Below are 20153 nucleotides of genomic sequence, written 5' to 3' on the forward strand. Positions count from 1 at the left end.
TGCGTCATCAGCATATGAGCGACTATAACGGTCGATTTCATCTGATGACACAGATAATCGTTCATACCATAGCAATTATATCGATTGAAATACAATGGCGACGTGCTGTGTTAATGCAAGCGAATGTTTCGCTAATGTTGATTGGTAGCGCTGTTTGATCCGCAGTCTGTCGTCTCTATCCTGCTTGATAATGAGTAGGATCAGTGACGCCAGCTTGGCTAAACCCTTGACGACGTAATGCACAGCTGTCACAAACCCCGCAAGCCAAACCATTCGCATCTGCACGATAACAAGAAATCGTTTGTCCATAATCGACACCCAACGACAGACCAAGCTCAATCGTTTGCGCTTTAGACAGTTGTTGCAGTGGCGTTTGAATAGACAAGCGATGACCGGTAACGCCAGCTTTTGTGGCAAGATTGGCCATGTGCTCAAAGGCTTCTATGTACTCTGGGCGGCAGTCTGGGTAGCCAGAATAATCGACTGAGCTGACCCCAATGACAATATGGTTGGCATCCGTTACTTCTGCAACGGCTAGTGCATAAGACAAAAAGATTGTATTACGTGCAGGCACATAAGTGTTTGGGATAGCGTCATTGTCAATCTCGTCACGCTTTTTGCTAGGGAATTTATCTGAATCACCATCTGGTACGATCATGCTATGGTCGGTGAGCGACGACCCACCAAGTTGGGCGATATCAATATCAATGATTCTATGATTAACGTCTGCTGTCTCTGCGATGGTCTTTGCTGCGACAAGCTCGCTATTGTGACGTTGACCATAATTAAAGCTGACCGCTGTCACAGAGGCATAGCGTGCTTTTGCCCAATACAAACAAGTGACCGAATCAAGACCACCTGATAATAGGACAACAGCGTTTTGGTTTTTGTTAATAGCGTCCAACTCAGTATCGGAGGATTGAGGGAGAGAAGTATCCTGAAAAGTAACGTTAGTCATAGTGATATCTATTATTGGTTTACGAAAACGGCTATTTTAGCAAAAATCCAGCGACTACAGAACCATGAAGCGACCAATCAGGCATCATTAAGTAGCCAAGGCGAACGTGGTCAGTATGCTGATAAAAATAAAGTCCAAATGACTGTCCTCTTTTCAATCTGTTAGCAATATTTGTTATAATTGCCGCTTTAAAAGCACCAGCCACCACAGGTCATTCACTGTGCTTTACTGCAAACTGTTTTATCGCAAAACCCTTCTTATAAAGATATTGAGTAACTTATGACTGCAGCAACTTTATTTACGCCAAACATCCCTCCTAAGTTTGATGAGATGTCTGATCATATGTCTGGTGAAACAGGATTTAGCAGCTATGTTCTAGAGGACGATACCGACACAGAGGCTAAAGCGTCTAGCAATGAGGATGTCGTTGCTAAGCAAGCTGCCGATACTCAGGCGCCTACTGAGTCTACATACTTTCGTAAACTCCAAAAGAAGCTACGCCGTCAAGTATCATGGGCCATTCGTGATTTTAATATGATCGAAGATGGTGATGTGGTGATGGTCTGCGTCTCAGGCGGTAAAGACAGCTATACCTTACTGGATATTTTATTGTTATTAAAACGCATTGCCCCCATTCATTTTGACATCGTCGCGGTCAATCTGGATCAAAAGCAGCCTGGCTACCCTGAAGATATTTTACCTGCATATCTCAATCAGCAAGGCATTGCCCATTATATTTTAGAAAAAGACACCTACAGTATCGTCAAAAGCGTGGTACCAGAGGGTAAAACTTACTGTTCAGCGTGCTCACGTCTGCGCCGAGGCTCACTATATGGTTTTGCCAAACAAATCGGTGCCACCAAAGTTGCGCTTGGGCATCATCGCGACGACATGCTTGCGACTTTCTTTTTAAACCTATTCCATGGCGGGGCGCTTAAATCAATGCCACCTAAATTGTTGAGCGATGACAAGCAAAACATGCTGATTCGCCCGCTAGCCTATGTCGAAGAAAAAGACATCATTGAATATGCCAAATTAAAAGAATTTCCGATCATTCCTTGTAATTTGTGTGGCAGTCAGACCAATCTACAACGCGCTATTATTAATGACATGTTACGTGAATGGGATGATGCGCATCCGCAGCGTTTGGCTTCTATCTTTAAAGCCATGCAAAACGTAGCGCCATCGCAATTAGCTGACCGTGAGTTGTTTGACTTTGAAACACTCAGTCTTGATCGTGATAATGATGAGCGTTTATTTGAGGGTGACAATATTCAAGCAGGGCAGACTGATAGCTTGGCGGATATTGGTTTGCCAGTATCACCAAAAACGCAGACGTTCAATCCAAAGTTCGCCAGCGAGAAGTTACATCCGGTAGCGCCAGAATTAGCAGCAGACAGTACCTCAAAAAGTGAGCGTACCGCCCAAAAAATTCCAACGATTAACCCTATTATTTAGCCTTTATAAATGAATACTGATTGAGAAAACCATAAAAAACCAGCCACTGTTATGAGTGGCTGGTTTTTTTGAATGTAGATATTAGGGCATAGCTCACTAACATTAACTCTTAGCGAAGACTGGTAATGGGTCAAAGCTAACTGTTGAGCGCGGTAGTTTTGCCACATCTTGCATGCGCCAATCATCCTGACCATCGTTGCTTACTTGCAAGTAATATTTGGCTTTTACTGAATCAAGCTCTACTTGCGCGCTGTATTTATTACCCTCGATATGCTGTAGCACGACGTCGTGGTCTTTTTTGACATCGGTTGCATGCGAGATAGACAGATCCAGCGTATCGGGGTAGGTGAGTGGTGCGCCGTTTAGTAGTTTGCCTGACTGCACGCTTTGCTCAGGATAATTAAGATAAAACACAATATCGCCATTATCTGTAAATTGCATTTCACCATGCAAGTCTAAATCATAAGTGAGCTTATCACGTGACACATCATGGTAGAGCGTCTTGCCATCCATATACCAGTCGTCACGTACCACGCTGTCACGGATTTGGTAGGAATAATAAACGAACCAGATGCACGCGATTACTACCACAGCTGGCATGCCTATGACAAAGATAACAACCATATAGTTCTTGTACCAAGGTTGAGTATCTTGAGGCTTAAAGTTTGGTGCTTGATTAGACATAAAATACCTATTTATCAGATACTTATTTATCAGAAATCTATACATCAGATATCTACAAACGGTATCAACGGATAATTTGACGGCTAAGCGCTGCCAGTTCAATGATAAATTCTTCATTCGATAGCTTACGATAGACCGCATCGCTAACTATCAAATGAAATATATAGGACCTAAAGGCTTACTGTCCTTGGGTGGTAAAGACATTCTGTTTACTGACCTGATACTTGCCGTCTTCACTGACCACGTTCAGGGTCACTGGCGTTTGACCAAACTCAATCACATCAGGGTCACCATAAATACTAACGGGCATATCAAAGCTTTCGCCTGCTTCTAATGGCACATCATTAAAGCGTAGCTCTAGACTCAGTCCATCTTGCGGTGCTAGCGTGATTTTATAAGCATGCGCATCTTGTGTTTTATTGGTCAGTTTAACGATATAGCTGTTTTCTATCATGCCTTCAGTATTGACGGAAGATAATTGATTGCGGTCACGGCGAATATCAATCTCTAACGGCACGCGATCTGTTAGAGCATATATGACCCCACCACACAGTACCGCTAATAAAGCCAAATAAGCAAACAGTCTGGGGCGAAGTACGCGGCTAGGCTCTTTTTCTGCCAGTTGACGCTCGGTTGTATAACGAATCAGCCCGCGCGGGTAGCCAACCTTATCCATGATCTCATTGCACGCATCAATACAGGCTGCGCATTGGATACAGGCGACTTGCAGGCCATCACGAATATCGATACCAGTGGGGCAGACCTGTACGCACATAGTACACTCGATACAGTCACCTAGATGCTCAGGATTTGTGCCTTTTTTGCGGGCACCGCGCGGCTCACCGCGCTCATAGTCATAAGAGACAATCAAGGTATCTTTATCAAACATCACGCTCTGAAAACGCCCATAAGGACAAATCTGTACACACATCTGCTCACGCATATAGCCTGCATTGGCATAAGTAGCAAAGGTAAAGATAAACATCGATACCCATACCCATGTAGGCCAATCAGGTATAGGAATCAGTCCTACTGTCTGCCAGCTATGATACAGAGAGTCTGTCCCCGCCACATAACTGACGAAAGTCGCCGCTGTGATAACTGAAAGCAAAAGCCAAATCGAATAGACCACCGTACGTTTGAAGATTTTACTTGCACTCAGTGGTGCCTTGTCAAATTTCATGCGTTTATTGCGATCACCAATGACCCATTTTTCAACATACTGATACAGATGTGTCCAAATCGTTTGCGGACAAGCATAACCACACCAAACACGGCCTGCATAGACAGTCACCATAAACAAAGTGAACGCGGCAATGATGGCAAATGCGGCAATAAAATAAAAATCTTGAGTTAAAAAAGTCATGCCAAAAATATAGTAGTGCTGTGAGGGCACATCGAACCATATTGCTTGTCTACCATTATAGCGCAGCCACGGCAAAAGTAAAAAAGCGGCTAAGAGCGCATACATCGTGATGACACGAATGTTTTGATAAAAACCTGTGACAAACCTCGGGTGGACACGATGCTTGGTCGCATCAAGATCAATCTGTTGGACCGGGATTTTATTGGGTGATTGTTGTGCTGACATAAACGTGCCTCTTTAAAAAAAGAATCAGTCTGCTGGCATGATGAACAAATACCTCTAGCGTTGAAGTATATGAGTGTACGATGTTATCAATGTCAGTAAATAGAGGGTAGAGAACTGGACAAATACCAGTCTCATCCACTTACCAAATAGTAGCTTATAGAGATCAAATTGGTAGAGACTAAGTTAGGACTTCATAGCGTCATACTTAACAGGCTATTTTGAACGACAGCTATTCTAACATTACCCCTACTAATAATGGGGTTATAATCTTGAAAAGCAATTACTATATCGTGATAATGTTTACTATCTATGATTGATTACCATAGTCATTCTGAATTAATAGTCATTTTGAATAAAATTCTGCAAGGATATATAAAAAGGGAGAACTGTAATGACAGTTCTCCCTTCATTAAATCTCGTCCATGTACAGTATTTATACTTAGTTAGCAGTTGCTTCTTCAGTTGCTACAGGCTGAGTCGCTGCTGCAGTAACCATTGATCCCTCAGGTGATTTACCAGTCTTGTCTGATAGTGAGTAGATGTAAGCAGCAAGAAGCATAATACGCTCATTACCTAGCTTAGTATCCCACTTAGGCATCACACCAGCACGACCATAACGTAGCGTCTCACGAATAGTCTCGCGGTCACCACCATATAACCAAATATTATCAGTCAAATTCGGTGCACCCGCTGAAATCATACCTTTACCATCTGGTCCATGACAAAGAACACAGTTGGTAGGCTCGTTGAAAATAACCTTACCTTGAGCCACTTTCGTTTGATCAAGTTCATAGTCATTTTGATTACCTGACATCGCTAAGACGTATTCAGCAACAGCACGTATGCCATCTTCACCAAGCTGATCACGCCATGCTGCCATACCACCGACACGCCCGTTATGTAACGTCGTTAGGATATTGCTGGCTTCACCACCATATAACCAATCATTGTCGGTCAGATTAGGGTAGCCTGTGGCACCTTTAGCGTTTGAGCCGTGACATACCGCACAGTTCTGCAAGAACAAACGGCTACCGACTTTCAATGCATTTGGATTTTCAGACAGTTTTTCGACATAGGGGGCAAGTTCTGCTACTTTACCATCGATTTGAGTCTGTAAGTCTGCTGGTGGGTTGTCACTACGACGCATGGTCGCTTGCAACTCATTCAGTGTCCCTAGCGTCGCGGTTGCACCCGCTGCATCGGCTTTGACCAGGATGTTCTTTTCAAAGTTATCGGTAAATACTTTGTTGTTGCTCTCAAGCTCACTAAATAGCTCGTTCTTAGAGGTCCAAGGCACTGTTTCGCCATCGACTTCTACGGTTGCGATACCTTCCCAGTGTTTAGGGAACATGGCTGGGAAAAATACCCAATAAGCAACGCCCCAAATGATTGAACCAAAAAAGATTACCAACCACCATTTAGGGAGTGCTTTGTCGTATTCTCGGATGCCATCATACTCATGACCAGTCGTACCGTCGTCTTCTAGGCTCGGTTTGTATTTGATAACAAACAACAAGACACCAAGAATAAAAGCCCAGCAGCCGATACTGATTAGCGTGATCCAAGAACTCCAAAAAAATGTCATCGTTTATCCTTATTGCGCTGCTCTTCAGACAAGGATTTAATATCCTCGTCATCAAGCGCAAGTTGTGCATCTTCTTCGAAGCGTTTTTTGTTTTTTGGCGAATACGCCCACCATGCAACGCCTACGAAGGCAATAAAGGCAGAAACGGTCGCAATTGTTTGTAATTCACCAATACCCATTAGCGCTGTCCTTCCATTGCGGTACCTAACTGCTGTAGATAGGCAACCAAAGCGTCAAGCTCAGTGGCACCAAGTACAGCATCTGGAGCACCTTCGATGTCTTCTTCAGTGTAAGGAACACCAAAACGATCGCGGAATAGACGCATTTTAGCTTGAATGTCTTCACCATCTACTTCATTTTCAGCAAGCCAGGGGAATCCAGGCATCACTGATTCAGGCACTAGCGAACGTGGCGCAATCAAATGCTGCTTTTGCCAGTCTTCAGAATAACGACCACCTACACGTGCTAAATCTGGTCCAGTACGTTTCGATCCCCATAAGAATGGGTGATCCCACGTTGACTCAGCGGCACGCGAATACGGTCCATAGCGTTCGACTTCTGCACGTAGTGGACGAACCATTTGCGTATGACAAACGTGACATCCTTCACGGATATAAATATCACGACCTTCGAATTCAAGCGCTGTCCAAGGCTCCATAGCAGGTAGGGGAGCATTCACCCCACCTTCCTCAGGGCCCTTGTTATCATAGATCAATGGTACGATTTCAACCAGCGTTGCAAAACTAATAGCAATCACGATACCAATGACTAACAAGCCTGTATTTTTTTCAATAATTTCATGCGGTGTACCAGCCATGATCGCTCCTTATACGTTAGCTGTCGAAGGTTTTTCGACACTAGGTTCATGATCCGTTGGATCAGCGACATCTACAGGCTTACCTTCTGGCATCTTGAGTGTTTTATAGCAGTTATAAGCCATAACAAACATACCCGATACATACAAGAAGCCACCAAAAGCACGACCGATATATGGGAAATGCGAGAATTCAACAGTATCAACGAAGCTATATACCAAAGTACCGTCTGGGTTCGTAGCAAGCCACATCATGCCTTGACCAATACCTGAGATCCACATAGAGACGATATAGAAAATCGTTCCTGCAGTCGCCAGCCAAAAATGCGTGGTGATCAAGCTAATAGAGTACATCTTTGGTTTGTTATAAATACGTGGTAACAATACGTATAGCGAACCAATAGTAATCATACCAACCCAGCCAAGTGCACCTGAGTGTACGTGACCAATTGTCCAGTCCGTGTTGTGCGATAGCGCATTGACTGTCTTAATAGACATCATTGGGCCTTCGAACGTCGACATTGCGTAGAACGACAATGCCACAATCATAAAGCGGATGATCGGATCGGTGCGCAACTTATCCCAACTGCCTGATAACGTGAGTACACCATTAATCATACCACCCCAAGATGGCGCGAATAGAATGATAGAGAATACCATTGCCAATGACTGCGTCCAATCAGGAAGCGCTGAATAATGCAAATGGTGACCACCAGCCCACATATATGAAGCAATCAATGCCCAAAAGTGAACGATAGACAAACGATACGAATAGATAGGACGACCAATCTGTACAGGAACGAAATAATACATCATTCCAAGGAAGGCGGCCGTTAAGTAAAAACCTACCGCGTTATGCCCGTACCACCACTGCACCATCGCATCAGTTGCACCGCCAAATAGCGAATAAGATTTGAACGCACTAACCGGAATTGCCATGCTGTTTACGATGTGTAGTAGGGCAATCGTAATGATGAAAGCGGCAAAGAACCAGTTAGCCACATAGATATGTGAGGTTTTACGTTTGATGAGCGTACCAAAAAATACAATGGCATAAGAGATCCATACCAAAGCAATCAAGATATCGATAGGCCACTCAAGCTCAGCGTACTCTTTACTTGTGGTCAAACCTAGCGGTAGGGTGATGATGGCTGCGACAATAACTGCCTGCCATCCCCAAAAGGTGAACCACGCCAAATACGGCGCAAATAAGCGTGTCTTACAGGTACGCTGGACGATGTAATAAGACGTTGCGAACAGGGCAGAACCACCGAACGCAAAAATCACCGCATTGGTATGCAGTGGTCTTAGATGACTAAAGGTCAGCCATGGAATGTCAAAGTTGAGTCCTGGCCATGCTAACTGTGAAGCAATGAACACACCAAGACTCATGCCGAAGATGCCCCAAACGACAGCCATAATCGTAAAAAATCTTACGACAGTAATTTCGTACTCACGGTCAACTGGGGCGACTGCTGTGTTTTGTAAACTCATTGGATGATTCCTTTACAGCCCGAATTATCAACAGAATTAACCAACAGTCCGCGCTATAGATATTATAAAAACTGACAAACTATAATAGCTGCGGTACATACTGTTCTTTGCCGCGCTTATCATCATAATCTTATTAACTATCAATATAGGCTGGCGTTTTATATCAGTAGGCACTGATGGATAAAAAGAGGCGCTTTGTGCACCTTGTTTACAGCCAATCGATAGTAGGATTGTTAATAGATTATCAAGATAAATAAGAAGACGCGCCGTTTTTGAGCATCAAACATCTTGTAAGGCTAAATATATATCTTAATTATTACGAAAAAATCGGTACTAATGAAGATAGATACCCATACTATAGGGCTATAAAAACGCACTGACCATAGATGTATGCTAGCGGCGGCTGACAAAAAAACATTTTTATGTAATGTTAGGTTAAAACTCCCGACTCTGTTTAAGGGTATTGTAACGCAATCCTAATAAAATATCATCAGAACTATGCGCCAAAATACAAACTCTTTGGTATAAAAGTTAGCAAGCAACTTATTATCATTGCGCTATTTGCTTATTTTATACCCAATTTTATCACGATTCTAGAGGTGTATTTGTGTCAAACCAAGACAAATCTCATTAGAGATAGACATGTGCTTCTAAAGTAATTTTGTAACAATGGGCTTACAGGTGATACAAATAGGTTTTACTTATTATCAAATCGCCCCTTATAATGAGCCTGAACATCAGTGATAGCGACATCTTATAAGTCTATCAATAACAATCATTTCAATAAATTGATAATTAGGTTGATACGCCAGACAATAGTATTAACCCAACAAAATACCAATTAAGGACAATAACATGGCAGTTTTTTTGACAGATGAATGGTTTGAGCAAGTAGAGAAGATGGGTAGTGAAGCGGGTGAGCTAAACTTGCCACCAGCACTGGCTAATATGATCGTTAACCTAAAAGTATCCGATACAGAAAAAGACATCGAAGCCAATTTTGCTAATGGCCTATTACATCGCGGTTTGAATAGCGATGCGACCACGACATTGCTATTAGATCGCAGCATTCTGCAATCTATCATCACTGATTTTGACACCAACCAAATCATGGGTGCCTTTATGAGTGGCAAAATTCGTGTCGAAGGTGATATGTCGCAGTTGATGGCAGTACAAACTGCTCGCCCAAGTGCAGAGCAAAAAGAGCTATATACTCGTATCAAATCGATGACGACGATGGCTTAGTCACGTATTTATACGACTTTTAATCTAGAATTTTGAATGGTAAAAGTCGATAAGATACAAAAAAGCCCCTAATATAAATTAGGGGCTTTTTGTTGTATAAAAACGAGTTATAGCACGCAATACTGTCAGCTATCCAGCTATCCAGCTATCCAGCTATCCAGCTATCCAGCTATCCAGCTATCCAGCTATCCAGCTATCCAGCTATTAGCTGGCTTTCGATGGCTGTTTTGCGCTTTGCTGATTTTCTTTGTATATCGCGGCTTGTAACCACACATTGGCTTGTACATAGTCGTGTACTTTTATACTAGCGGTCTCTGGTGTGTTTAGAGCACCGATACGCACTACAAATGGATCGGCATCCTGTTCGCGGAGCGTCACCACATCAAACAAAATAACGGATTTACCGTTAAATACGGTTTCTTGTTTCCCAAGTACTTGACCTTGACACCAAGCCTCGTCTTCTTGTCCTAAGGTATCGCCAAATAAATAAGCGCACATATGACCTAGATTGATTTCAACAGGTGCCATTTGTTCTTTGGTTTCAGGTTTCCACTCACTGATTTGCGCTTGTAAGTCATCTGGAATTTTTCCGTCATTTGCTGCAACGATATCGTTAAAAGCACGGTGATAGCGGATAGATTCTTGATCTTCTACCATGATTACCTCATTTTGTTCGCTTAGCTTAATCTCATGTGCCCATGCGCTAAAATTCACAAAATAAGAGGTATCGCGCTGATACAGATGGCGGTTGGTCGTATAGAGCTGATCAAATGCATAAATGATACTGCCATCAGCAGTACGCAGGCGTAACACTGCATCGTGCGAGTTGTCATTGGCGATGACGCGCTCGATTTTGCAGTCAAGACCATAAGGGCTATCGACGCAAGGATATGCATTGATAAAGCGCTCAGGCTTGCCATCTTTCATCGCTAGCACTTGATTAATATGACAAGGCTGATCTTCTGATAACAACAAACAGCTGTCTTTTGCACTGACATTGTTGTTCAGGCCTTTGGGCATGGCGGCGACTTCAATCATTTTTTGTAGCCACTCTGGCACATCTTGACTCATGTCATCGGTCAAAATACGCCAGTGATCACCGTGACCTGCAGACTGCTCGTCGGTCAACGTGATCTTGGTAGGAGATTGAATGTTTTTATATTGATAATTTATGGTCATGAAAATACTCAAAATTAAGTCAGCGTGAGGTTTGTATCTAATACTGCTGTTACTTACACACCATTCAGTATTTCAAATTACTGGTTTATGATGTCAGCGATATGATCAGCAAAGCATGAACAAATCACAATGTGGGGTTAATGACAATTGTCTTTAGCATATAATATATAGGTATGGACACGGCTAATAGCAAGACCCTCTCTCAAAAATAATAACAGAAACCAGTTTTTTGGTAAAAAATCCTCTCAGTACTTGCTAATGACTGGCACATATCAGCCAAATTGTGTCAAACTAGCTCCCTTTTGACGGCTGTCTTTGGCTCGTCTGAAACCCTGTTTTTGTGTTCGATTTATATGTGAGCAGTAGCAAATGTTTGATGCATTGACCGCTGCTCATTATCCAACCTATATAAAGTCGCACGTAGATAAGATAAAGAGTTTGAATATGTTTCGTCCTTTAGCGTTATTTATCGGCTTACGATACACCCGAGCAGAGCGCAGTAATGGCTTTATCTCCTTTATATCACTCATCTCAATGATCGGTTTGACGCTTGGGGTTGCCGTATTGATTACGGTGCTATCAGTCATGAATGGGTTTGATCGCGAGCTAAAAACCCGTATTTTGGGTATGGTGCCGCAGGCCACGGTGGTATCTACTGAGATCATCGGCGATTGGGAACAATTGGCGGATAAAATAAAAGAAGATCCAGAAGTGGCGGCGGTGGCACCCTTTATCCAATTACAGGGCATGCTGACATCTAATGGTCAAGTCGCAGGCATCATGGTGACTGGCGTCGAGCCTGAATACGAAAAAGATGTCTCCATCATCAATGAGCACATGATTGAAGGCAGTATTGATACCTTGCAAAGCGGTGACTTTAGTATCGTTTTGGGCGAGGAGATGGTGCAGTCTTTGGGCTTGCAGATAGGGGACAAGGTGACTCTAGTGCTTCCAGAGGCCTCTCCGTCACCCGCAGGCGTGATACCGAGATTTAAGCGCTTCACCTTGACAGGCATCTTCACTATTAGCCCAGAAGTCGATAGTCTCATGGCATTTATCCCGATGGGTGATGCCGCCAAACTATTACGTCTGCCTGAGGGTGCGCAGGGCGTACGTATGAAACTGGACGACATCTTTACAGCGCCAGCTGCAGCAGAGAAAGCCGCTGCTATTGCTCCTCAGCAGCTGTATCCTAACGACTGGACACAGACGCACGGCAATCTATTTGGGGCGATTCAAATGGAAAAAGCCATGGTCGGTTTGCTGCTGTTTTTGATCATCTTAGTGGCCGCTTTCAATATTGTCTCAAGTCTTGTGATGCTCGTTACTGATAAAAAAGCCGATATTGCGATCTTGAAGACCTTTGGCGCATCACCTCGACTGATTACCCAAGTGTTCATGGTTCAAGGTGTGGTTATCGGTGTGATCGGTACGGTTGCTGGTACGATATTGGGTGTGATATTTGCACTGACTGTCAGTGATATTTTGGGCTTTATCAATCAAGTCTTTAATCTAAATCTGTTTGATGCGTATTTTGTGAATTATTTGCCTTCACAGCTGCGTTTGCTTGATGTGTTATTGATTACAGGGGCGTCGTTTGTACTGAGCTTTTTGGCGACTATTTATCCAGCACGTCGCGCAGCCAAGATTCAGCCAGCTCAAACGCTACGCTACGAATAGCCTAAACGCACAAATATCAAAATAAATAAAATAAAGGAAGCGCTATGTCTGCCATTTTGAAGGCGACCAATATCAACAAGATATATGATGAGGGTGCAGTCAGTACACAAGTATTGACGGGTCTCGATCTAACGGTTCATGCTGGTGAGCGCATCGCTATCGTTGGTACCAGTGGCTCAGGAAAAAGTACCTTACTGCATTTACTTGGTGGTCTCGATACACCAACCAGCGGTGAAGTATGGCTACATGGTCAGCTACTAAATAGCATGAATGAGACTGAACGCGGTGCCATGCGCAACAAGCATTTGGGGTTTATTTACCAGTTTCATCATTTGTTGGCAGAGTTTACCGCTGTTGAAAACGTTGCGATGCCGCTGCTCATGCGTCCAGAAGTCTCAACGACCCAGGCACGCACCCAAGCGATTGAGATTTTGGAGAATGTCGGTCTTGAGCATCGACTGATGCACAGACCAGGTGAGCTGTCAGGGGGTGAGCGTCAACGTGTGGCGATTGCGCGTGCGCTAGTGACCAAGCCCTCGCTTATCTTGGCAGATGAGCCAACGGGTAACTTGGACTACGACAATGCGCAAAGCGTCTTTGGACTGTTGTCAGAGCTACAGAGCACGATGCAAACGGCATTATTGATGGTCACACATGATCGCAATCTAGCGGCGCTTGCTGACCGTCAATTGTTGCTGCGCAATGGTCATTGGGAGCAGTATTAACCCTTCATATGACGAGAATGTCAGATTGACGTAAGTATTGTCTATTGGCGCTAATAAGCGCTGTTCTGGTGAAATATATTGTTGTATTATCGAGTAGATATTTAATAGCAAGAGATACTGAGGCGGCTACCAATCAGCTGCCGTATCTATTTTATAGGAACACATATGATGAATTTAGATGACGATCCAATCGCTGCTTTTGGTAGTGCTGAAGAAGGTGATGAGCCATTAAAGCCGTATATCGATCCGTCTGTGTTTGAGACTATTGATAGTCAAGAGCAAAAGGATTTAATCTCGCCAGTGTTTGATGCGATTACTCTAGCTGGGGTTGATTTTGATCTCAAGGTTCAAGACAGCGCAACTGGTAAACGTTATACGCTATGCAAAAACGATGAAGTTATTGAGATTGTCTCTATGGACAAAGACTTTACAGATAAGCTCAAAGCCGCCATAGATAAGAACAAAGCAGAGTAGCGGTATCAATCAAAAACAACCTTAATACCGCTGGACTGACATAAGCGGTATTAAGGCTCAAAGGATTTGTCAGTGGGTTTTTTCTGACGTTTTTGCCAACTTGCAACGGTTTTATAGCGCCACACTGCCTTAAAGGCAAGTCCACAAATAATGCTGGTTACAACCGCCAAAAGCGTTAATCCGATACAAAATGCTGTCAGCGATACTGTGCCTTTATAGGTAATAAATGGATTGGCACCATCTGATAGCGCCCATAAGCTAAAGTCTGCAATCATCCTACCGATAAACCGCAAACTGATCACAGGTGCGTCAATAATTTTTGCGCCGATATAATATCCAGCATAAAAGATTGGTAGACTAGTCAGTGGATTAGTAATCCATGTCAGACCGAGCGCCATAGGTACATTGGCTCGAAAAATAAGCGAGCCAATTAAGGCCAATAACATCTGCCCTGGCAATGGAAAAAACGCGCTGAGCACACCAATATAAACCGCCTTGTTGAGACTATGGCGATTAAAATGCCATAAACGTGGGTCTGCTAAATGCGGCGCGAATAATTTTAAGGTGCGACTTTCTAGGACTTTTTCTGGTGTAGGAAGTAAGTCTTTTAGACGTTTTTGGGGCACAGGATCGCCTTTAATCGTTAACCACAGTCCACTCAATGATGTTGAGGGGCTGGTATAGAGTAATATTATGGATAAAAAGTAATAGTGAGTATACATAGGGCAGTAATGTCAGACAGGCATCACCTTCGTATTTCTCATCAGTATAGGGTAATATAAATATAAATGCTATTGCATCATAACTATGCTCATTCAGTTGCTTCCAATATGTCTACGAATGCAGTTATGTCTATGCCTTTATTGGCATAAATAACCATAGCGAACGACGTTATCTTATTTTGCCCATCAAGCAAGGAGTGCTGGTGTATTGGTTAATTGGCAGCCTCGTCGTTATTGCTATGATGGGGACTTTGACAGTCGCAGACAAGGTGGCGATCCCTACTGAACTGTTTTCGATAGGGCTGGCTAGTACGTCTGGTTTGTTTATCTTACTTATATTATTTTCTATTATTCTACTGACACTTACCCAGTGTCATGTCTCCTCAGCAACAAATCATCACACCTCAAGCAGCATATTCAAAAATGCTGAACGCTCATCTCGTATCGTTAAGTACTTTTTATTTACTATATTAGCCACTTTGTTGGTAGCAGGTAGCGCGCTACAGGCGTTAGTGGCACATCATAAAGCTGCAGCCGCAGAAATCACCGATCCTATACGTGTGCAAGCGCTTGTTCGTATTGAAGGGCTAAGCGACAGTGTCTATAGTCCAACCGCAGATAGTGGCTATCGACAAGTAGCCGTGCTAACAAATGTAACGCCATTAATAACTGAATTAACGCCTCAAGATTTGGCAAATAGTACAAGAGACTATATAGCAAAAAATAGCCTAAGTAATAACAACACCAATCGTTCTAACCAAGACAACGACAGTAACGTCACGTACCGAGCATTACTTAATGCTTATCCAAAAAGTGCATCGACTGATGCCACACTCTCAAACCTCAATAATTTGCAGCCTGGTGATACGCTATTTATGAGTTTAGCACTTGCGCCATTGGTGGCCTCTGATCAAACAATAAACAACGCTTCTGGTTTTGATAGCTATCGCTGGTTGCGAGGTCGGCATATTGATGGCAGCGCAAATATCTTGGCTATCAGCCCACTAACCGTAAGTAATAACAAAGCTAGCCTGAATGAGGCGTCACATCAAAATCCGACTTCTGACTCGTATCTTGAGCGCTTGCGCTTGCATATTGATATAGGGCGCTGGCAATTAAGACAGCATTTTTATAGAGACTGGTCAGCACAAACGACAGCAGAACAGCAGGCTAAAGCTGTCACGTTGAGCTTACTCACAGGCGATCGTAGTCTAATTAATCGAGATACCAAAGATTTGTATCAACTGGCAGGTATTTCTCATTTACTGGCTATCTCAGGGACGCACGTATTGTTCTTGGCTATTGTACTAGGTGGTCTCATTGTGCTGCTGCTTAATCAGTTATGTCCAGCACTTTATCGTTATATTCCGCGCTGGCAAGTGCGTTGGTGGACAATGATTGGTGCAGCCTTTATCTACGCGTTGTTTACAGGTTTTGATGTACCTGCTGCTCGTACGGCTTGGATGCTACTAGCGATTGGACTTGTGAGAGTGACATTGCTACCTATTAGTACGATTCGAGTACTATTGGCGCTGGCCATACTGATGGCATGGTATGATCCTTATGTGCTCTGGCAGGCAGGATACTGGTTGTCCTTTATTGCAGTAGCGCTATTGCTCAAATATGACGATACGTTACATCAGCACAGTACCGCTGAGTTGGCAGGGCCATATACGAATAATAAAAGCACTCACGTAAGCACGGCGCTATTGAAGCATGCTTTGCGAGCTGTCCGGCGTATTCTTAAGCTACAGTTCTGGCTATTCTTTACTTTACTGCCCATCACATTGATCTTATTTGGCAAGGCATCATTATGGGGGTTGGTGGTCAATTTATTTGCCATTGGGCTGTTTGGTTGGGTGATTGTACCGCTTAATCTACTAGCAGGACTGTGTTATCTGTTATCCCCTATGGTAGCCGACACCATTTGGTCGCTAGTCATTACCATTGTCGGCAGCCTGCATGAGCTGATTGGTTGGTTAACATCGTTGCCAGCACTGTCAGAGGCATGGCTCTATACACCAGTGAGTATGGCTATATTGCTTATGGTTGTATTGAGTATTTTGCCTTGGTTATTGCCTAGAGGTCTGCTCAGTCGTTGGTTGATACTGCCACCATTGACGCTATTAATGATGACGGTGTATGCCAATCAGCAGTCGCTGACCATAGTGCCGACACTGTATGTCCTACCGACGGGTGATTCGTATATAACGGCAGCATTGCTGACATATCCTACCGTAAACAAAGAAAGTAGTAACTGGTTGTTCTTAGCTGATCACAGACCTGCTTCTACACGAACCACGCCAAATAGCCTGACAGTAGATACACTGTCTGCTTCTTTAGAGCAGCAACTGGGGAGCTTACCGGTTAATCGTTTGGAGAGTGTCATAGTACAGAGCAGTAGCGCCGCACTGACGGATACGCTGACCTCTGATAATCAACGCATGATTTCTAACACCAACAACTCTGAGTTATTACCGAAAACAGTCATTCATTTGGGAGAGCGCCTACCGATCAGTCGATATTGGCAAGCAGGACGCTCTGAGCGTTGGTCTACGTTTCAGCAAGCATATAAAACAACAAACGGTGTCAAGAGTCAAACAAATATCAGTGCCCAAAACTGCGAGCAGGGAAGTGTATGGCAGCTTGCAAACGGAGATATATTAATAAAGGCAATGACAGGCTGGAGCCAGATAGGTGACACTAGTGTTTGGGACTGTACAATTGCCATCGATAGCCGCACACCTATACAAGTACGAAGATACAATGCAGCTGATCCACTCAAGTCATCACCTATAAATCCTCACCTGCAATTGGCCAATAGCTATCTGGATGATAGTCGTATAGATACTAGTCGTACAGACACTTCTCGCTCACGACTGATTTTAGATACCGATACACACCAGCGCGTCTGGCAAATGTGGTCGCTACTATGTACGGCCGATCTGGCTGACGAGCGCGCAGTATTTAAAAATACAACCTGGCTAGGTCATAGTACCTCTCAGGTGACAGCCGATGTCATGGTTCGTCAAAGCGTTGATACTGTCATGACCTACGATGATAAGCCTTTACCAGTGGCATTGTCGTTAAACACGCTTGATAATAGTGTTGATATTGAAGCTGTTCGCCCTCAAGAATAATGCTGATACTACCAGCGTTACAATATAGTGATATTTCACAGTTATACTATTGAACCATGGTCGAAATACAACCATACTTAGCACCCCATGAATACCGATGACTGATTTGACATAGAGACCATTACTTCTAGTGGTATCTGTCAACCTCATCTTTTTATTGTTTTAGCTTGTTCTGACTTAGGAAGTTATATGCCCAACTGGCCACCAGACCCTAACAAACGTCCTGATAATTCGCCACATCAGCCAACACAAATGCAGCAACCAAACGCGCCGAGTGGACAAGAATGGAAGGTGCTAGAAAATACCTTATTAGCTAGTGTGGTCGAGCAGCGCCGCGCTCGTCGCTGGAGCATTTTCTTTAAATTATTAACCTTTGGTTATATTTTATTGATATTTTTGACCCTAGGTCGCGGGTGCAGTAGCGCGCCAACAGGTATGGATGCCGTAGATACCAGCTCGCCGCATTTAGCTGTAGTGGAGCTGCAAGGTGTGATCAGTAGCGATGATGTGGCCAACGCCTATGATGTCAATGATGCGCTAAGAAGTGCCTTTGCAAACAGCAACTCCAAAGCCGTTGCATTAGATATTAACTCACCTGGTGGTTCACCTGTACAGTCTGATGAAATTTGGCAGACTATGATGGAATTACGTGAAGAGTATCCGGACAAAAAGCTTTATGCAGTGATCGGTGATATCGGCGCATCAGGTGCTTACTATATTGCTTCTGCAGCAGATGAGATTTATGTCAACCCATCGAGCTTGGTCGGCTCTATCGGTGTCATTATGCCAAGCTACAATGTCGAAGGTCTGATGGACAAAGTTGGTGTAGAAGATCGTACGATTACCGCTGGTGAGTATAAAGACATCTTAAGCTTGTCACGTCCATTGACTGATTATGAAGAAAAGCATGTTGAAGGAGTGCTGGCTAATACGCATAAGCATTTCATCAATGCAGTAAAAGAAGGTCGCGGCGACCGTCTCAAAAACCCTGAACAAAACAAACTGTTTTCAGGGCTGTTTTGGACAGGTGAGCAGTCTATCGAGCTAGGACTAGCAGACGACAACGGTAGCATTACCAGTTTGAGTCGTCAGTTAGAGCTAGATACCGTAATTAGCTATAGTCCAACTGACCCGTTCCAAATGTTTATGGACCGTTTTGCCGTAAAACTAGGGGCAGGTATCGGCTCAAGCGTCAGCCTTGATGGTTTCTTACCGCAAGAAGATGGCGATGCAAAAATGCGTTAAGCGTTTTATGTTTTAGATATAGTGTGTATGATTGTTAAGGCTGGGCATATAATTATGCTCAGCCTTAATTTTGTGCAACCTTAAATAAAACATATGGTTTAAAGTTATAAGAATTACCAGATAAGCGACGTATATATGCCAATTATCAGACTTGCTATAGAGCATGTCTGGTATTTATGTTGGCAATGCAACAATATGACAATGCAATAATATGACAACCACTAAAAATAATAGACAAACTAAACGATTCAACGAGAGCCTGTTATGAGTGATGAAATAAATTCGCAGACCTTTGCGGTGCTACCTGTCTCCAAGATCACCAATAAACCTGTGCTACATTTTGCCCATGCCAATGGGATGCCAAGCGCTGTTTACGAGCCATTCTTTGAGAGATTGTCAGCGTTCTTTACGATTGAATATATCGCCATGTTGGGCGATACCCCCGATTACCCCGTAGACGATCATTGGCGTAGTCTAACGCAGCAGATTATTGACAGTGTAAAAGATGCCTGTGACAAGCATGGCGTCGCGCAAGTAGTAGGTGTGGGGCATTCGCTAGGAGCCATGTGTACCTTGCAGGCAACGTACCGTCGGCCAGAACTATTTGCTCAAGCCGTGCTTATGGATCCGCCTTGGATTTATGGCAAAGTCAGCCTGTTGTGGCATTTGGCAAAAACAGCAGATAGATTGCCACTTATGAATAACCGCTTGATGGACAAACTATCACCAGCAGGTGTGTCCAAACATCGCCGCGATGTATGGGATAGCCGAGATGAGGCCTATGAAAAGATGCGCCACAAAGGATTTTTTAAAAACTTTGATGAACGCAGTTTTCAAGGGTATATCGATCATGGCTTACATGAGCGCGCGGATGGTAAAGTCACATTGGCCATTCCTAAAGCCAGTGAAGTCGAAGTGTTTCGCACCAATCCTTCTTGGTATTGGCTAGCCCCAAATCGTGGTCCGAAGGTGCCTGTTACCTTAATTATAGGTCAAGACAGTATCTTCTTAAAACGCCGCTTTCCCCAGCAGATACAGTCGCGCTTAGGCATTCCTTATGAGACGCATAAAGGGGGTCATATGTTCCCGCTAGAGCATCCAGAGTCTGTCTCAATGCAGGTGCTCGCCTTGATCGAGCAGCAACTGCCAAAATAAAAGT

18 protein-coding genes are annotated in these 20153 nt (G+C 43.7%); 8 read left to right on the forward strand and 10 right to left on the reverse strand.

Annotation, left to right across the window (positions count from 1 at the left end; all coding sequences use genetic code 11):
* Positions 1–175: 175 nt before the first annotated feature.
* A complete protein-coding gene (gene queC / locus AC5JP1_RS01800; protein ID WP_493844414.1) occupies positions 176–895 on the reverse strand; it encodes a 7-cyano-7-deazaguanine synthase QueC in 720 nt (239 codons plus the stop codon).
* Between the two features lie 342 nt (positions 896–1237).
* On the opposite strand from queC, the gene ttcA reads away from it, so the two are divergent.
* The gene (gene ttcA / locus AC5JP1_RS01805; RefSeq protein ID WP_493842888.1) at positions 1238–2416 is read left to right on the forward strand and encodes a tRNA 2-thiocytidine(32) synthetase TtcA; all 1179 of its coding nucleotides are present in this window, start codon (positions 1238–1240) and stop codon (positions 2414–2416) included.
* 102 nt (positions 2417–2518) lie between these two features.
* Here the strand turns inward: ttcA and AC5JP1_RS01810 are convergent, their stop codons facing one another.
* From AC5JP1_RS01810 to ccoN, 7 genes are all read right to left on the reverse strand, one after another.
* A complete protein-coding gene (locus tag AC5JP1_RS01810) occupies positions 2519–3100 on the reverse strand; it encodes a FixH family protein (RefSeq protein WP_493842889.1) in 582 nt (193 codons plus the stop codon).
* Between the two features lie 178 nt (positions 3101–3278).
* Positions 3279–4691, reverse strand: a complete 1413-nt coding sequence (gene ccoG, locus AC5JP1_RS01815; RefSeq protein WP_493842890.1) for a cytochrome c oxidase accessory protein CcoG — start codon at positions 4689–4691, stop codon at positions 3279–3281.
* 229 nt (positions 4692–4920) lie between these two features.
* On the reverse strand, positions 4921–4971 hold the full coding sequence (locus tag AC5JP1_RS01820) for a type I addiction module toxin, Fst family (protein WP_493844415.1): 51 nt from the start codon (positions 4969–4971) through the stop codon (positions 4921–4923).
* Positions 4972–5130: 159 nt separating this feature from the next.
* Complete coding sequence (gene ccoP / locus AC5JP1_RS01825) at positions 5131–6276, reverse strand: cytochrome-c oxidase, cbb3-type subunit III (RefSeq protein ID WP_493842891.1); 1146 nt, start codon at positions 6274–6276, stop codon at positions 5131–5133.
* On the reverse strand, positions 6273–6455 hold the full coding sequence (locus tag AC5JP1_RS01830) for a cbb3-type cytochrome oxidase subunit 3 (protein WP_194197257.1): 183 nt from the start codon (positions 6453–6455) through the stop codon (positions 6273–6275). The genes ccoP and AC5JP1_RS01830 overlap by 4 nt, the downstream gene beginning before the upstream one ends.
* Entirely contained in the window at positions 6455–7093 is a 639-nt protein-coding gene (gene ccoO / locus AC5JP1_RS01835) for a cytochrome-c oxidase, cbb3-type subunit II (protein ID WP_201601089.1), read from the reverse strand. Before ccoO ends, AC5JP1_RS01830 begins: the two co-directional genes overlap by 1 nt.
* Positions 7094–7102: 9 nt before the next feature.
* Entirely contained in the window at positions 7103–8584 is a 1482-nt protein-coding gene (gene ccoN / locus AC5JP1_RS01840) for a cytochrome-c oxidase, cbb3-type subunit I (protein ID WP_319050538.1), read from the reverse strand.
* A gap of 855 nt (positions 8585–9439) precedes the next feature.
* Between ccoN and AC5JP1_RS01845 the strand changes: the two genes are divergently transcribed.
* Positions 9440–9829, forward strand: a complete 390-nt coding sequence (locus tag AC5JP1_RS01845) for an SCP2 sterol-binding domain-containing protein (RefSeq protein WP_319050537.1) — start codon at positions 9440–9442, stop codon at positions 9827–9829.
* A gap of 204 nt (positions 9830–10033) precedes the next feature.
* Here AC5JP1_RS01845 and AC5JP1_RS01850 read toward each other — a convergent pair whose 3' ends face one another.
* Positions 10034–11008: a hypothetical protein gene (locus AC5JP1_RS01850; protein ID WP_493842892.1), complete on the reverse strand. Its 975-nt coding sequence runs from the start codon at positions 11006–11008 to the stop codon at positions 10034–10036.
* Positions 11009–11452: 444 nt separating this feature from the next.
* On the opposite strand from AC5JP1_RS01850, the gene AC5JP1_RS01855 reads away from it, so the two are divergent.
* The 3 genes from AC5JP1_RS01855 to AC5JP1_RS01865 all read left to right on the forward strand — a co-directional run bounded on the left by AC5JP1_RS01855 (position 11453) and on the right by AC5JP1_RS01865 (position 13887).
* On the forward strand, positions 11453–12688 hold the full coding sequence (locus AC5JP1_RS01855; protein ID WP_319050535.1) for a lipoprotein-releasing ABC transporter permease subunit: 1236 nt from the start codon (positions 11453–11455) through the stop codon (positions 12686–12688).
* A gap of 44 nt (positions 12689–12732) precedes the next feature.
* A complete protein-coding gene (gene lolD, locus AC5JP1_RS01860) occupies positions 12733–13413 on the forward strand; it encodes a lipoprotein-releasing ABC transporter ATP-binding protein LolD (RefSeq protein ID WP_493842893.1) in 681 nt (226 codons plus the stop codon).
* Between the two features lie 165 nt (positions 13414–13578).
* Complete coding sequence (locus AC5JP1_RS01865; RefSeq protein ID WP_319050533.1) at positions 13579–13887, forward strand: hypothetical protein; 309 nt, start codon at positions 13579–13581, stop codon at positions 13885–13887.
* Positions 13888–13937: 50 nt separating this feature from the next.
* Here the strand turns inward: AC5JP1_RS01865 and AC5JP1_RS01870 are convergent, their stop codons facing one another.
* Positions 13938–14513, reverse strand: a complete 576-nt coding sequence (locus AC5JP1_RS01870; protein WP_443526234.1) for a DUF2062 domain-containing protein — start codon at positions 14511–14513, stop codon at positions 13938–13940.
* Positions 14514–14812: 299 nt separating this feature from the next.
* Between AC5JP1_RS01870 and AC5JP1_RS01875 the strand changes: the two genes are divergently transcribed.
* The 3 genes from AC5JP1_RS01875 (at position 14813) to AC5JP1_RS01885 (ending at position 20149) form a co-directional block, all read left to right on the forward strand.
* Positions 14813–17749: a ComEC/Rec2 family competence protein gene (locus AC5JP1_RS01875; RefSeq protein ID WP_493842894.1), complete on the forward strand. Its 2937-nt coding sequence runs from the start codon at positions 14813–14815 to the stop codon at positions 17747–17749.
* A 189-nt stretch (positions 17750–17938) separates the two neighbouring features.
* Positions 17939–18994, forward strand: coding sequence for a signal peptide peptidase SppA (sppA, locus tag AC5JP1_RS01880; RefSeq protein ID WP_319050530.1), 1056 nt, complete (start codon positions 17939–17941; stop codon positions 18992–18994).
* Positions 18995–19258: 264 nt separating this feature from the next.
* The gene (locus AC5JP1_RS01885) at positions 19259–20149 is read left to right on the forward strand and encodes an alpha/beta fold hydrolase (protein ID WP_493842895.1); all 891 of its coding nucleotides are present in this window, start codon (positions 19259–19261) and stop codon (positions 20147–20149) included.
* Positions 20150–20153 lie beyond the last annotated feature (4 nt).

Source organism: Psychrobacter sp. H29, from assembly GCF_059073055.1.